The 13,889-nt window shown below is 61.5% G+C and carries 13 protein-coding genes; 8 read left to right on the forward strand and 5 right to left on the reverse strand.

Annotated features, from left to right (window positions below; all coding sequences use genetic code 11):
• Nucleotides 1-229: 229 nt before the first annotated feature.
• Entirely contained in the window at nt 230-2,155 is a 1,926-nt protein-coding gene (gene pdxR, locus DMP11_RS06455; protein ID WP_123185695.1) for a MocR-like pyridoxine biosynthesis transcription factor PdxR, read from the forward strand.
• Between the two features lie 133 nt (nt 2,156-2,288).
• Here the strand turns inward: pdxR and DMP11_RS10695 are convergent, their stop codons facing one another.
• Nucleotides 2,289-2,420 (reverse strand): LuxR C-terminal-related transcriptional regulator, encoded by a 132-nt coding sequence (locus tag DMP11_RS10695; RefSeq protein WP_123185760.1) that lies wholly within the window; start codon nt 2,418-2,420, stop codon nt 2,289-2,291.
• Between the two features lie 127 nt (nt 2,421-2,547).
• Here DMP11_RS10695 and DMP11_RS06465 point away from each other — a divergent pair, with 127 nt between their 5' ends.
• The 7 genes from DMP11_RS06465 (at nt 2,548) to DMP11_RS06495 (ending at nt 10,932) form a co-directional block, all read left to right on the forward strand.
• Nucleotides 2,548-3,222: a response regulator transcription factor gene (locus DMP11_RS06465; RefSeq protein ID WP_123185696.1), complete on the forward strand. Its 675-nt coding sequence runs from the start codon at nt 2,548-2,550 to the stop codon at nt 3,220-3,222.
• Entirely contained in the window at nt 3,210-4,508 is a 1,299-nt protein-coding gene (locus tag DMP11_RS06470) for a HAMP domain-containing sensor histidine kinase (protein WP_123185697.1), read from the forward strand. Before DMP11_RS06465 ends, DMP11_RS06470 begins: the two co-directional genes overlap by 13 nt.
• A 122-nt stretch (nt 4,509-4,630) precedes the next feature.
• Nucleotides 4,631-5,665, forward strand: a complete 1,035-nt coding sequence (locus DMP11_RS06475) for a hypothetical protein (RefSeq protein ID WP_123185698.1) — start codon at nt 4,631-4,633, stop codon at nt 5,663-5,665.
• A gap of 3 nt (nt 5,666-5,668) precedes the next feature.
• Nucleotides 5,669-6,835 (forward strand): WD40 repeat domain-containing protein, encoded by a 1,167-nt coding sequence (locus tag DMP11_RS06480; RefSeq protein WP_123185699.1) that lies wholly within the window; start codon nt 5,669-5,671, stop codon nt 6,833-6,835.
• A gap of 1 nt (nt 6,836) precedes the next feature.
• Entirely contained in the window at nt 6,837-7,715 is an 879-nt protein-coding gene (locus DMP11_RS06485) for an ATP-binding cassette domain-containing protein (RefSeq protein ID WP_123185700.1), read from the forward strand.
• A complete protein-coding gene (locus tag DMP11_RS06490) occupies nt 7,706-8,923 on the forward strand; it encodes an ABC-2 transporter permease family protein (protein ID WP_123185701.1) in 1,218 nt (405 codons plus the stop codon). The genes DMP11_RS06485 and DMP11_RS06490 overlap by 10 nt, the downstream gene beginning before the upstream one ends.
• Nucleotides 8,920-10,932, forward strand: coding sequence for an ABC transporter permease (locus DMP11_RS06495; RefSeq protein ID WP_123185702.1), 2,013 nt, complete (start codon nt 8,920-8,922; stop codon nt 10,930-10,932). Before DMP11_RS06490 ends, DMP11_RS06495 begins: the two co-directional genes overlap by 4 nt.
• A gap of 310 nt (nt 10,933-11,242) precedes the next feature.
• On the opposite strand, the gene DMP11_RS06500 is transcribed toward DMP11_RS06495, so the two are convergent.
• From DMP11_RS06500 to DMP11_RS06515, 4 genes are read right to left on the reverse strand one after another with little or no spacing between them, the layout of a single operon-like run.
• Nucleotides 11,243-11,569 carry a hypothetical protein gene (locus DMP11_RS06500; RefSeq protein WP_123185703.1) on the reverse strand — a complete coding sequence of 109 codons (327 nt, stop codon included), beginning with the start codon at nt 11,567-11,569 and terminating at the stop codon, nt 11,243-11,245.
• A 3-nt stretch (nt 11,570-11,572) separates the two neighbouring features.
• Entirely contained in the window at nt 11,573-12,337 is a 765-nt protein-coding gene (locus DMP11_RS06505) for an ABC transporter permease (RefSeq protein WP_123185704.1), read from the reverse strand.
• A gap of 9 nt (nt 12,338-12,346) precedes the next feature.
• Nucleotides 12,347-13,072 (reverse strand): ABC transporter permease, encoded by a 726-nt coding sequence (locus DMP11_RS06510; protein ID WP_123185705.1) that lies wholly within the window; start codon nt 13,070-13,072, stop codon nt 12,347-12,349.
• Entirely contained in the window at nt 13,069-13,866 is a 798-nt protein-coding gene (locus DMP11_RS06515; protein ID WP_123185706.1) for an ABC transporter ATP-binding protein, read from the reverse strand. Before DMP11_RS06515 ends, DMP11_RS06510 begins: the two co-directional genes overlap by 4 nt.
• Nucleotides 13,867-13,889: the final 23 nt, after the last annotated feature.

Here is a 13,889-nt window from a genome sequence, read left to right on the forward strand (position 1 = left end):
CCCAAGTTCCGCCACGGCGCCCCGCGATGAAGGCCTTTTGCCCGCGCCTGCCGGAAATAGCCCCCTAGTTCCGCCACGACGATCGGTCAGAGGGGCTTTGGCCCGCGTTTGGCAGGAATAGGCCGCTAGTTCCGGCAGGGCTTGGGATTGGTGGAGGTTGGGGGCTGGGCAAAGCGTCGGTGGAGGTTGGGCGCTTGGGGCAAAGCGTTGGCGGAAGGAGCGGGTAAGGATGCTTACCTATCAGCTGGACCGGCAGGCGGGCGACCCGCTGTATGCGCAGTTGTATCGCGGAGTTCGCAATGATATAGAGTCGGGGGCCTTGCTAGCAGGGCAGAGGCTGCCCTCGAAGCGATCGCTCGCAAATCATCTGGGGCTAAGCGTGATCACCGTGGAAGGGGCGTATGCCCAGCTTGTGGCCGAGGGCTATATTGAAGCGCGGCCTCGTTGCGGGTTTTTCGTTTGTGCGGGAGGGGAAAGCGGAATCCTGCGGTGTCGGGAGTCAACTGCGTACGGAGGGGGAGTAGGCGGAGCGTCAAAGCCCAGGAGGCGTTGCGCTGAAGGGGGCGTTGCATTCGCGGGCGAGAGGCGAAGCGAACCGCGCGACGAGGTGAGTTTCCCCATTAGCGCCGGCAAGGGCGGGACGGAAAGCCGGCTTAACGCAGGGACGGAAAACCGGTTTGGCACCGGGGCGGTCCTGAACGATATCACAACCATCGGCGCCTGCCCTTCCGCCGTAGAAAAGCAGGCGTGCGCCAACGGAGAGTTGCTGGCCGACCTGACTGGGGCTGCCGCGCCAGCCGGGCTTTTCCCTTACGCGGCCTGGGCTCGCACCATGCGGCGCATGCTAAGCGACGGCAGCGAGGAGGCCTTGCTCTCGTCGGGCGACGGTCGGGGCACGTGGCAGCTGCGCCGAGCCATCGCCAATCACTTGCGGGGGTTCCGCGGCATGGAGGTGAACCCAGAGCAGATAGTGATTGGTTCCGGCGCGCAAACTCTTTATGGCCTGCTGGTGCAGCTGTTGGGGCGGCAGCGCGTTTTCGCTATCGAAAATCCGGGCTACCCGCGGCTGGCGCGCATTTATGAAAGCAACGATGTGCCCCTGCGCTTTGTGGGGCTTGACGAGAAGGGACCGCTGCCGGACAGTTTGGCGGCTACCGGCGCCAGCGTGTTCCATTGCATGCCGTCGCACCAGTTTCCCACGGGCGTCACTACCGCGGTGGCGCGACGGCGGCAGCTGCTGGAATGGGCGGCGGCCCCAGCGCCAGACGGTCTGCGTCGCTATCTGATAGAGGACGACTTCGACTGCGAATTTCGCATGAGCGGCCGGCCGGTGCCTCCGCTGCAAGCGCTGGACGAGGCGGAGAGCGTCATCTACGCCAACACGTTCACGAAAACGCTGGGAGCGGCGTTTCGCATTGGCTACATGGTACTGCCGCCGCATCTGACGGAGCAGTTTCGGCGGCGACTGGGCTTTTACGCCTGCACGGTAGGGGCGCTGGAGCAGCTGACCTTGGCGCGATTCATAGAGTCGGGGGAGTACGAGCGCCACGTGAACCGGCAGCGCGCGCATTTTCGCAAGCTGCAGCATGCGTTTGCGGCGGCGTTGGCGGAAGCGGATGGTGTAGGGCGGCTGCGCTTGGTGAACCTGGGCGTCGGGCTGCATTTCGTAATGGAAGTGGCGAAGGGGCCGGATGACCTGGAGAGGTCGAGGGCGATTGGAACGCCAGCGACAGACGCGCCTAATGCTTGGAACGCAGCGGCCCCGGGGGTGTCGAACATGCGCGATGCTGCGGAAGCGGAAGAGGCGATTGCCGCACGCGCTGCTCAGTTTGGCGTGCTGCTGGCGCCGATGAGCCGTTATTGTTTCGGCACCGATAGTGCCGCTGGGCAGGATGGCCGCAGCGCCGGTGCGGGCGCCTTTGGAAAGTTCGGTGGTCCTGCCTGCGCCGAAGAAGAGCCATCCGGCGGGATTCGGCGGACTTCCAGGGCCAAAGCGCTGCGCTCCGAAGCCGTGAGCGCAGCCAGGCGGCGGCAGTTCTCTGCCCTGGTCGCCCAACGCCCGCCATCGTTCCTGGTGAACTGCACCGCTCTCGCTCCTGAAGCCATCGTCCCTACCGTCAACGCCATAGTGCGCGCGGTGGAAGAGGCTGATTGATTCCATCAAGATGTTCACTCGGATACGTGCATTACGCAATTTGGGCATGTATTCCGGTTGAATTGAGGGAGACGCTCGTCAGCGGTAGCGGAGGAAGGCAAAACTGATAATAAGGCGCTGATGCAGCCGCACCTCAGCCCTCGACCTTTCGCGAACCTTCTGCCAAACGAAAAAGCTCTTCTTCGCTGTGGACGCCGCATTTCTGAAAGATGTTTCGGCGATGGGTTTTCGCTGTCTCGCGGGAAATGACGAGCTCGGAAGCAATCTCGTCAAGCGACTTGCTTTAGTTTCGGCTGTCCGGCGGCTTCTGTGGCTTTGCCGCGGAGGACTGCTCGGGCTTGACAGTTTTTTGACTTTCCAGTCTTATGATTTGCAAGATTGGAGGCAGCAACATGACCCAAAAGATTCTCGTGGTTGACGACGAGCCTATGCTCACCGACCTGCTGGACGCGCACCTGACCCAGCGCGGATATTTGGTTTGGAAGGTTAACAACGCAGAAGATGCCCTGGCGAAGCTGACCTTGAAGCCCGACCTTATTTTGCTGGATATAGGCATGCCGGGGATAGATGGGCTGCAGCTTTGCCAGACTATCAGGAGTCATGTAGGCTGCCCTATTTTGTTTCTTACGGCGCGCATCACCGAACAGGACAAGATTGACGGCCTTGCAGTCGGCGGGGACGACTACATCACGAAGCCCTTTAGTCTGCGAGAGCTTACGGCGCGCATTGAGGCACATCTGCGTCGGGAGGTCCGGGGGAGCCAAACATCGGAAGTAGTGGCCGCGCAGGGCCTCCTCATCAATCGGTCCCAGCGGAAGGTGTTCGCTGGGAATCGGGAAATAGCCTTCTCGAAGCGCGAGTTCGACATCTTGGATTTCCTGGCGTCTCATCCCAACCAGGTTTTTGACCGTGAGCGCATTTACACAGCGGTATGGGGCATCGACGGCCAGGGGGATGCCGGCGTTGTCAAAGAGCATGTGCGCAAAATTCGCCAGAAGCTCTTGAAGGCCTGCGGCAGCGAGCCCATTGAAACGGTTTGGGGAATGGGGTACCGGTGGAAGGCGTGAAGAAGAAGTCGCTCAAAGGCGAGTTCGTCCGAACCGTGACGGTAACCATGCTTGCCGTTGCTCTGGCCAGCGGCCTTGCGATCTTCGGCTGCATCCAGTTGCAGAAATTCATCTTGCCAGATTCCAACGAGGCATGGCTCACCCAGAGGGTCACTGCTGCCGACGGCACCGTTTCGGAAGCGACCATCCGAGTTGAGATCGGCGGACAGGCGCAGTCGCTCGGCCGCCTCGTCCAGGATGGCGCGGAGAGCGACCCCGGCCAAACGGCGAGTTACGCCGTTGACCGCATAGACTCCAGCTTCTCAATGCTCACAGATAAGGCGAAAGCCGTCTATCGCATCTCGCAGGTGGCCATGGTCGGGCTGCCGCTCCTCTTCGCTATCCTTGGCATTGCGTTGGGAGGGCAGTGGTTCTATCGGAAGAGACTGGAGCCTCCCATCCGCGCGCTCGCTGACGCAACCTCCCACGTCCGCCGCCAAGACCTCGACTTTCGAGTGCACTGCGATTCCGCCGACGAGCTGGGCCAGCTCTGCGTTGCCTTTGAAAGCATGCGCCAGGCCCTTGTCGACAACAACCGCCTCCTGTGGGACATGCTGGAAGAGCGCCGAGCCCTCCAGGCGTCCGTGGCCCACGATCTGCGCAACCCCATTGCCATCATGGGAGGCTATGTGGAGCACTTGCAAGAAAGCCGCAAGGCGGGCCTTTTGACCGATGAGGAATTGGACAGGGCGCTTGTCAACTTGGAATCCGCTGCCGATCGTATGGGACGCTACACCGAAGCCATGCGCGAAGTGGGCGCTATCGAGGAGGTGGAGGTTCGCCTCGAGGAGACGAGCCTTCCGGAATTTCTGGAGGGCCTGGGCGATTCTCTGGCCGTGCTGTGCCGCGGCAGTTCCGCACGGCTGACCTATCACGTCTCCATGCCGGAGTGCACGGCTGTCTTCGACGGCGAGCTTCTGTATCGCATTCTTGAAAACCTGGTGGGCAACGCCCTTCGCTACGCCCACCGCGAGATTGTTCTTGAGTTCCACCTAGAAGACGAATTGCTAGCGGCCACGGTAACCGATGACGGCCCCGGCTTCTCAGAGGCGGCGCTTCGAAAGAGAGATGCCTTGTTCTTCACCGAGGATGCCTCCGGCGGCCACTTGGGCCTGGGACTTGCTATGAGCCGGATATTCTGCAGGAAGATGGGAGGATCCCTAGAACTGTCAAACGGCGATACGGGCGCCCGCGTAAAGGTGTTGATTGCTGTCAACTTCCCCCAGAGAGGCGTTGCAAACAGCTGACGTAAAGCCGCTGGCGGCAATCTTCGCCGGCACCCCTTAGCATCTCTGAATTTTTCGCCGCTTGACCGGTTTTTGACTTTTGCCCCCTAGGCTGGAGCAGAAAGTTGCAAAGGAGGTCTTGCATGCGAGTAAAACCTATCTTGGCCGCGCTGCTCGGCGCGGCCCTTCTGTCCGCTTCCGCCTGCACCAGCTACGATATTCCGGACGAAACCCCCGCGGCCGCGCCGGACGATGCAGCGAACCCCTTCCAAGAGGCGCAGGATGATACGAGCCTCATGGCCATGCTCAGCCACGAGGCCGTAAACCCGCCCTTGTCCGACAACGGCGAGCGGGAGCCGTTTCCCTACGACGGTGGAGAGTTTCGTCTGGACTATCATTTCTCCGTCACCGGCGACTTGGACAGCGTGGGCTTTCTCCTCTTCTTGGACGGAAAGCCCCAGCCCTATCGCACCGACGGGCAATCGTCCGACTATGCCTACTGCCACACGTTCGACGCGGCAGAGGATCAAGAGGTCTCCTTCCTCTTCGAGCCGGTGAGCGGAAAGGCCGGCGATACGCTGAACTTAACCATCGTCAGCATAACGAATCCCGATTTCCAGCCAGATATGGAAAGCACGTCAAGCTATGGGTGGTACCACAATGCGCTGCCCGTTAGCATGGAAATGAGCTTCAGCGCCGACCCTCCTTCGGCTGCCGCTGCTGCACCGGGCCCGGCGGAGGCTCTTTCCTCCTGCAGCGTGAGAGAGGAAAAGGCCACGGCCCAGTACGTGGAAGAAGACCTGGCCCAGGCGGGGTGGCCAGACATAACCATGGATACGCTGGATGACGGGGTTTATTACACGCTCACCCTCGGTGGCGACACGGTATTCGACAACCTTACCGTTGACGAGCCGGTGCCGGTGCGCTTTACCCTGTGCGGCACCCCCGGCGCGCGTTACGACATCTCCTTTTTCCTCAACCACCAACCGGTGGCGATGAACGGAGAAACGTCGAGTGCTGTAACGCTGAGCAAAGGAGGCGTGGCCGTTGTGGAGGGTGTCATCGACCCGTCTCTATTGGGCAAACTCAGCACGTTCTACTGTGTGGCGGTGCCCGCAGAAAACACGAACACGCCCTTTTACAAAACCAACTCGATACTACTTTTCCAGGAGGCCTAAGTTATGAGAAAAGCCCTCTGCACCGCACTGGCCCTGTCGCTGTTCGCCCTTGGGGCTTGCAGCCCCCAAGCGCCCACGGACAGCTTCGAAGAGGCGGCGCCGGAAACCCCTTCCGCCTCGCTGCCGGCCGACGACGTCATGACGGCCAAGGAGCCAGCTCGAGTTCCAAACTCCTTTACTTTCGACAGTGCTCTCTTTTCAGGGAAGCTGACGGGCTGCTTCTATGCCCAAGCGGGTATGTTGCTTGTCTGCGCCGACGAGCTGTACCTCTACGACACTGCCTCCGGCACGGTGCGGGCTCGCTGTTCAGTACCGTCACAGGACTTCGACGTAGTGCCGTTCGAGGGCGGCATCGTCCTTACGGCCCTGGGCGACACGGGGGCAATCGCCTACATCTACGACCGCGAGCTGAATTTGACGGAATCTCTCTCATTGGAAGAGCTGGTGCCCGACGACCCTGTGGTTAGCCCTAGCTGTGTAGCGACATCGAGCGATGGAAACCAGCTGGCCATAGCGGGCCTTGACGCCCTCTACCTTTACGACCGTCCAACCGGTCAGCTGACCACGCTGCTCGACATCACCCAAGGCACTGGCGAGGCCGGCATAGAGATGGCGTCGCTGGGCGGCGTCGCCTTTACCCCCGACAGCAACCGCGTGGCCTTTTTCGGCAGCGGCTTTCCTGTCCAAAGCGCCGACGGCACGGAAGGCACGCCGGTGTGGGGGACCGTAGGCATTGACGGGGGCAATCCCGAACTTACCTGGCTGGACGCGGAAGATGCCGAGGAGATGCTACGGGCCGGCGGCAGGCTGTTCTTCCCGCCGACGATCTCGCATGTCGATGGGAGCCTTCCTTGGGTCGATGCGGCGAGCGCCGCCGCGCACCGGCTCGACTTTTCCACGAGCGATGAGGGGCGAGATGGCGTCTACGTTTCGGAACAGGGCAAGTACGTCGCCACTGCCGAACTGGGCGACGCCCTTACCGTGCGGGTCTATGCCGTCGATTCCGGTGAACTTCTGACCACCGAGACCATCGAGGTGGACGATTCCCGCTATGTGGGGCGGATTCCCCAGGTGAGCATCTTGGACGATTCGCAGTCTGCCGTTGTGCTTCTTGGCTGTGGCATAGAGGAGATCGATACGGCGGTATCCACGTTTAGTTTCGGGGCCTAGCATGGAAATCCGATTCGACAACGTGGCAAAGCGCTACAAGGGCAACTATGCGCTGAAAGACTTCAGCGCCACGCTGGGCGAGGGCGTTTTCGGGCTGCTGGGCGAAAACGGCGCCGGAAAGACGACGCTCATCAGCATCCTCGTGGGCATCTTGCGCGCCGACGGCGGGACAGTGAGAGCCGATGGGCGCGACGTTGGGGCACAGGGCCGCGCGTTTCTGGCCGATTTGGGCTATATGCCGCAGTACCCGGTCTTCTACCGCGACTTCACCGTGGGGGATTTCCTTCTCTACATGGGAGCGCTAAAGAGCCTGTCCCCGGCTTTGGCGCGAAGCCGCGCGGCGGAATTGCTGGACACCGTGAATCTGGCCGACGCGCGGGACAAGAAGATCGGTGCCCTTTCGGGGGGCATGCGCCAGAGACTCGGCATTGCCCAGGCCATGCTATCCGACCCGAAGGTCCTGGTGCTGGACGAGCCCACCGCCGGCCTGGACCCGGGCGAGCGCATCCGCTTTCGCAACCTTATCTCCCGCTTCGCCCCTGGGCGCACCATCCTTCTAGCCACCCACATCGTGCCCGACGTTGAGTGCATTGCCACGGAAATCCTGCTGCTGCGCCGCGGCAAGCTGCTCATGCAAGGAGCGCCGGGGGCACTGGAGCAAAGCATCGCGGGCAAAGTGTGGGAGGTAACGGCGGACCTGGAACAATCCCGGCGGCTGGCCGAACGCTGCTGCATCGGCAACATGAAACAGGACGGCCCCCTCTTCTCGCTTCGTATCGTCAGCGACGAGTGCCCCTGTGCGGGGGCTCGGCCAGCGCAACCGAACCTGGAAGACGTGTTCCTGTATTTCTGCCAGGACGGCGATGCACCATGCGCCTAGTCTGGTACGAATTCGCCAAGCTTTTCTGTCGGCGATCGGTTCTCGTGCTCTTCGTCCTGTTCAGCGTTATAAACCTGACCAAGATCTACAGCGAGTGGGATGCCTATTCGTTTCTGGCCGACGGAAGCGGCGAGCGCAGCTGGCACACCGTCTACTGGCAGCTCTACGACCAGTACCAAGGCCCCATTACGCCCGAAAAGGTGCAGCAGCTGCTGGCGACGTGGCAGCCTTTGGCCCAGGCCACAGCGGACATGACCGCCAGCACCGCCACCGACGACGCCAACTCCCTGACGGGAAACCTCTACAGCGATCGGAATCTACTGGAGAAGTACTTTGTCGATCCCATGCAGTATTGCTACGAATATGGTAACCGTGCTGCATCGGTGGCGGAAAAGGCGCGCCAGAACGCCGAGGCCGCGGCTCAGGCCGGGGCCTTGTACCAACAGCGGGAAAGCGCCGCCATATATCAAATCTACGCCGGTCGCACCGTGCCCGACTTCGCCTACACGGAGATGGCCAACTACTACCTGAACTACGACTTCTCCCTCGTTCTCGTACTGCTTCTGGGGCTCTATGGCGTGGCTGGCACCTTCGTGGAGGAGCGGGAAACCCAGATGGACCGGTTGCTGCTTACGAATCCCAATGGCGGCAGCCGCACCGTTCTCGCGAAGTTGATGGCAGCCAGCGGGTTTTTGCTGCTGGTGACCATGTGGTTCTCGCTGCTTGACCTGGCGGGCTTCGGGGCCGCCTTCGGCACATTAGAGGGCTTGGATTTGCCGGTGTACGCCATCCCCAGCTTCGCCGAAGCACCGATCGACCTCAGCGTACTCCAATTCGCGGTGTTGGCGGCGGCGCTGCGAAGCATCGGGCTCTGGGCTCTGGGCATGGCCTGGCTTGCGGTGTCGCTGCGGGGCAGAAACGCCCTCGTCCCCCTTGTTGCCAACTTCGCGCTCACCGCCGTGCTCGTCATCGGCGGCGCGAGCATGGCCTATTCCCACTTTGTCTGGGCGAAAGCGCTCGATCCCTATTCGCTGCTGGCGGGCCGCCCTCTCCTGGCCCAGACGGAGTTTCTGGACATCGGCGGCTTCCCCGTCCTGTCCTGGCAGGTAGCGCTCGCAATCTCCCTGGTTGCGGGGCTCGTCGTTGCCGCAGCCATCTATCTGCTTTCGCCGCGAAACACCTACTGCCCTATTAGGAGGCTGCGATGATGGTGCTCGCCTATGAATGGAAGAAGCTCATGATCGGGCAGCGAGGGCTGGCCTGTCTGTTGGCAGCCCTGGTGGTCAGCGGGGTTTGGCTGGCGATAACCGAACAGCCCCAGAACATCACCATGCAAGAGCACCGATCCGATTACGCCTGGTGCCTTGAGAGGCTGGACGGAGCCCTGAACGACCAGAAAGAGACCTGGCTTCAAGACGAGAGCGAGGCCATCACGGAAGCAAAAGCCGCCCGTGCCGAAGCGCAGGAAAGCTACTACAGCGGCCTCACCTCGGCTGAGGATTACGAAAGTGCGGCGGCCCAGGCCGGGGAGGTGCTGGCCCACGAGCGGGGCTTCGACGCCGCCTTCCAGCAGTACCTCTATGTATCGGAGAACCCGACCAACCGATACTTCCTTGAGACGAACGGCTGGGCCGGGCTTCTCTCTGTCCAGACGCTGGATTTCGCGGTGCTGCTGGCCGTCTTGTATCTGGCCGCCGCGGCTTTCTGCTCGGAATACGCCTGCCAGATGGACGCGCTTTTGCGTACGACCCCCGAGGGCCGCGCAAGCGCCCGGTGCAAGGTGCTCATCGTCATCGGTTCCGCCGTTGCCCTTTGTGTCGCACTCTCCCTTCTCCAGCTCACGTTCTTCGCGGTGAAATACGGGCTGCCCCACGGGGACTATCCCCTCCAGAGCGTTCCGCTTTTCGGCACCAGCGAGAAGGGCCTCTCCCTTGCAGAGGCGTTCGTAGCGGCCGCCGCACTCCGTTGCTTCGGCGCGGTGATGCTCGCGGCCTTGCTCCTCTTCGCCTCGGTTATAGTGAGGAAGTACGCACTGACGGCTCTTATCGGCGCCGCTGCCACCCTTATCCCCCTCGTCGGGCTGCCGGCCCAGTTCGTCTTCCGCCTGCCCCTTCCCCTGCCGTTCTTGCTTGCGACGGGGTTCTTAGAGGGCAGCCGCTTTATGCAGGGTGATGGTGGGGAGGCAATCGCCGTGTTTGCCGAAGTGTCCCCGTGGGAATTTGCGCTGGTGGCGGGAATTTCGGCGGCGCTTACGATGCTCGCGCTGTACGGAACGGTGCGACGCAGCACGAACTGCTGGCTCTTGGAGAAAAGGCCCCGCTTCGGCAGCAAGGCAAAGCCCGCGGCCGCCCTTCTGCTTGCCGCCGCCCTTCTGCTGCCCGTAACCGGATGCTCTTCCGAGGCCGCCGAGACCGTGGTCTACAACTCTGCCGCTCAAAGCTTGGCGGGTGACGGAATTGCCGTGACGTTCGACGACGAGGCCCAGGCCTATACCTTGGAACGCGAAGGGGCTACCCCTGTGGCCGTGGAGACCTCGCCCCTTTTCGGCGCCTTTTCCGACGAGGAGCTGGTGAAGGGCGCCTACGTAGACGGCCCGTGCGTGTACTACCTTACTTCGCGCACTCAGCAGTACGTCGATCGGGTTGGCAATTACAACAGCACGTTTACCCAGTTCAGCATCGTGCGCCTTAATGCGGACACGCTGGAGCGCCAAGTGATTTTCGAGCAAATCGCCGACAGCGACCGCTCTCTGCTGGGGATTGACTACACCGTCGGCGACACCTGGGCGTTCCTGCCGGATTGCCACCGCTTCTTCCTGAACAATCGCAGTTTCTTCTTCGTGGTGAATGACAAGATCGTCGAAGTGGATCGGGCCACGCGGGCGACGCACACGCTTGCCATCCCCGCTGACGGCAACATCGCCTTCGACGGTCGCGCCATTTACTTCATAGACGAGGATTCGCGCCTTCAGGCCTACGACATCCAAACCCATGAAGCCACCTTCGTGGGAGATGTCGTCGCCCGCAGCTTCTGCCTCACCGAGGACGGCTTTTGCTACGTCAACCGTCTGGACGGCGACGCAGTCTGCACTTGCGCCAAAGACGGCTCCGATTCTGTGGTGGTGTTGGAAGGGCCTGCCCTATCGGTCGATTATGAAAACGGCGCGCTCTCGGCCACTCTGAAATCGGATGGCCGAACGGTTCCAGTTGAGTTATGACGTGCGGTTTTTCGCCTATGCGCAACTGGCCCAACGCGCGCTGCCTGCCCCCTCTTGCGCTATGAGGATTGATGCCCGTCGCCGTCACTTCGCCCGCATCCCTCAGTGTCGCCCTCCTGGGGGCCGCGACCGCGAGCAGATAGCGACCGCCTTTATGCGCCACTCTTCTCCGAACATGAGCAGGCCCGCGCTCGTCGGGTGAACCATCCCAACGATTTCGCCCTGCTCATCCTTCCGGGCGGAGAGGCTTGCCTGCTAAAAGAATGGGTCGAGGTTCGGCAAGGGCCATAAGGAAGACAAGCCGCCTCCGTCAGAGCAGGAGCAGCTGCCCAGACTGGAAGGAAACGACAAATGCCAGCGCGAACAGGCCTATGACCAACAGCGCCCAGAACACGTCCAGAACGATAACTGCAGTCGCGACGATCTTCGTGCCCGCGCCCTGATCTTCGGAACTGCTTTTTACGATGATTGCGAGCACGAGGCTTGCTGCGATGAACGCGAAGTTCGCGAGCATCCATCCTGTGCGCACCTCGTCCGTCAAAGAGTAGCCGAAAGCTCCGGGCAGAAGGGCGCAAAGGGGAAGCAACCCCAGCACCAAAGCGACAATACCCAAGGGTGAGATGATCTTCGTGTTCATTTCTTACCTCATTTCCTTTTTTCCAAATCGAAGCACCGACAATGAGAGGAACGCCGTGAAGAGCAGCGCCGCGAAGAGGACGAACGGGAACGGCTGGAACGCGGTCGATGCCATTTCGGCCGTGAAGTCATGGAGCGAGCACGAGACGAGGTAGCCGCTATAGCAGTACGGATAAGCTATCCAGGCGGGGGTGTTCGCGACGAGAACGCCCGGGATGACGAGAAGCAGGTTGAGCCCGACGGTGATGAGGGGCTTCTCGAAGACCACCGTTATCGCCCACATGGCGGCAACGGCGGGCAGCATGGTCAGGAAAAGGCCCGCGCAGGACTTCAGCAGGTAGCCGATGGGCAATGTCTCCCGCACCCCCATCATCTGGGTGGCGATGAGCCCGGCGATCACGAAGACCGCGAAGAACACAGCGATCTCCATGAGAAGGAAGAACGTGACGACTACGAACTTCGCCAGGGAGAGCTTGTAGCGGCTGACGGGGAGCGCGAGCATCTTCAGGATGCCGTTGTGCGACGTCTCCCTGCCCGCAATCATCACGCACACGACGATCATGCTGAGCGGGAGCAGGTAATACGCGTACACGAGCGCGCTCTGGACGAACATCGCGGGCCATGCGTTTGTGTACTCGGGGGTGAAGTAGCGGCTCAAGTTCGCCACCCCCGATACGACCACGAGGATGGGCGCGATGAAGATGAGCGGGACGATCTTCGACCTGCGCACTTTCATGAACTCGATTCCGATAAGGCTTGTAAATCCCATAACTGCCTCCTACTCGTAGCGCCTGCGGCCGGAAAGCCAGAGCCCAGCCGCAAGGAAGATGACCGTCTGCGCCGCCGAAACCGCGATGGCCAGGAAGTCCGGCTGGCCGCTCATGGCAATCGCCGGCTTCAGCATCAGGACGAAGGGGTGGGCCAGGACGAGGGGCGAGTCGACGCTGGCGAGCGCCATGGCGCTCAAGAAGCCCGCCACGCCTATGCCGAGGGGTATCCACATGTTCTCGATGCGCGACGACACGAGCAGCATGAGGGTAAGAACGGGCATGCTGGTGATGAGCGAGTAGCCGGCGAAGGCGATCACGGCGCCAGGATCGTACGCCCCTTCGGGCAGGCTGCTCGCTCCGATCAGGGCGAGCACTCCGTTCTGCATCGCGACCGCGGTGAGCAGCCCAACAGCGAGGACGAGGAACTTGCTCACGTACATCGAAGGCATCTTCATGGGCATCACGAGCATTTTCTTGATGGCATCGCCCCTGAACTCCATGCCGTAGATCATGCACGTCGCCACGATGACCCCAAACATGTTGATGACGACGATCATCCCGTAGAGCTGCGTGAGCAGGATGTCCATCGGGTCGAGCGGCATGCCGAGCAGCGTCTCTCCGCGGACGAGGAAGTTCGCGCATGCGTAAAGGGCTCCCAAGACGCCGATCGCCAAGAGCACGAAAACGATGCCCGTCCTGCGCTCTTTGCGCAGCTCGATCGACAGCGCGCTCATAGGACGGCCCTCTGCTTCCGCAAGAGGTTGTCCTGCTCTATCATCGCCAAGAACAGCTCTTCCAGGTTCTCGGCGGCGTAGCCCGAGGCAATCGCCTGGGCGCGCAGGTTGTCGAGGCTTCCCTCGTAGAGCATCGTCCCATGGTTCAAGATGCCGATATCGTCAGCCATGAGCTCGATCTCCGACAGCATGTGGGAAGAGACGAGCACCGTGCAGTCGAAGGCCTTCGGCAGTGATTTGACGAGGTTTCTGATCTCGTGTATTCCGGCAGGGTCCAGGCCGTTCGTCGGCTCGTCTAGGATGAGGATCGGAGGCCTTCCAAGAAGGGCCTCGGCAAGCCCCAGCCGCTGCTTCATGCCAAGCGAGTACTTCTTCGCGAGGCGGCCGCCGAACTCCGACAGGCCCACGAGTTCCAGGGCCTCGTCCACGGAGCTCGCAGGCAGGCCCAGTATCCTCCGGATGATATCGAGGTTCTCCCTTCCGGTGAGGTTGGCGTAGTAAGAGGGAGACTCGATGAAGGAGCCGACCTCCTTGAGGATCGCCACCCGGCTGTCCGGAAAGCGCATACCGCCGATCTCGAAGGCGCCCGATGTGGGCGCCGTGAGGCCGAGCAGCATCTTCATGGTCGTTGACTTTCCCGCTCCGTTGGGCCCGAGGAACCCGTAGATGCTCCCCTTCCGCACATGCATTGAGACATCGTTGACGGCGACGAAGTCCTTGTAGCGCTTCGTCAGATTGCGGGTCTCGATGATGAGAGGATGGCGCCTCGAACGCCCTGGTTGCGCATGTTTCATCGTTGCTCCTTTCGACGGAAATC

The organism is Parvibacter caecicola (assembly GCF_003725335.1).
Lineage (GTDB): Bacteria > Actinomycetota > Coriobacteriia > Coriobacteriales > Eggerthellaceae > Parvibacter > Parvibacter caecicola.

Excerpts from the sequence above, each read along its gene's own strand:
- DMP11_RS06475 (WP_123185698.1), top strand. The coding sequence starts at position 4,631 with ATGCGAGTAAAACCTATCTTGGCCGCGCTGCTCGGCGCGGCCCTTCTG.
- DMP11_RS06495 (WP_123185702.1), top strand. The coding sequence starts at position 8,920 with ATGATGGTGCTCGCCTATGAATGGAAGAAGCTCATGATCGGGCAGCGA.
- pdxR (WP_123185695.1), top strand. The coding sequence starts at position 230 with ATGCTTACCTATCAGCTGGACCGGCAGGCGGGCGACCCGCTGTATGCG.
- DMP11_RS06480 (WP_123185699.1), top strand. The coding sequence starts at position 5,669 with ATGAGAAAAGCCCTCTGCACCGCACTGGCCCTGTCGCTGTTCGCCCTT.
- DMP11_RS06505 (WP_123185704.1), bottom strand. The coding sequence starts at position 12,337 with ATGGGATTTACAAGCCTTATCGGAATCGAGTTCATGAAAGTGCGCAGG.
- DMP11_RS06465 (WP_123185696.1), top strand. The coding sequence starts at position 2,548 with ATGACCCAAAAGATTCTCGTGGTTGACGACGAGCCTATGCTCACCGAC.
- DMP11_RS06510 (WP_123185705.1), bottom strand. The coding sequence starts at position 13,072 with ATGAGCGCGCTGTCGATCGAGCTGCGCAAAGAGCGCAGGACGGGCATC.
- DMP11_RS06500 (WP_123185703.1), bottom strand. The coding sequence starts at position 11,569 with ATGAACACGAAGATCATCTCACCCTTGGGTATTGTCGCTTTGGTGCTG.
- DMP11_RS06490 (WP_123185701.1), top strand. The coding sequence starts at position 7,706 with ATGCGCCTAGTCTGGTACGAATTCGCCAAGCTTTTCTGTCGGCGATCG.
- DMP11_RS06515 (WP_123185706.1), bottom strand. The coding sequence starts at position 13,866 with ATGAAACATGCGCAACCAGGGCGTTCGAGGCGCCATCCTCTCATCATC.
- DMP11_RS06485 (WP_123185700.1), top strand. The coding sequence starts at position 6,837 with ATGGAAATCCGATTCGACAACGTGGCAAAGCGCTACAAGGGCAACTAT.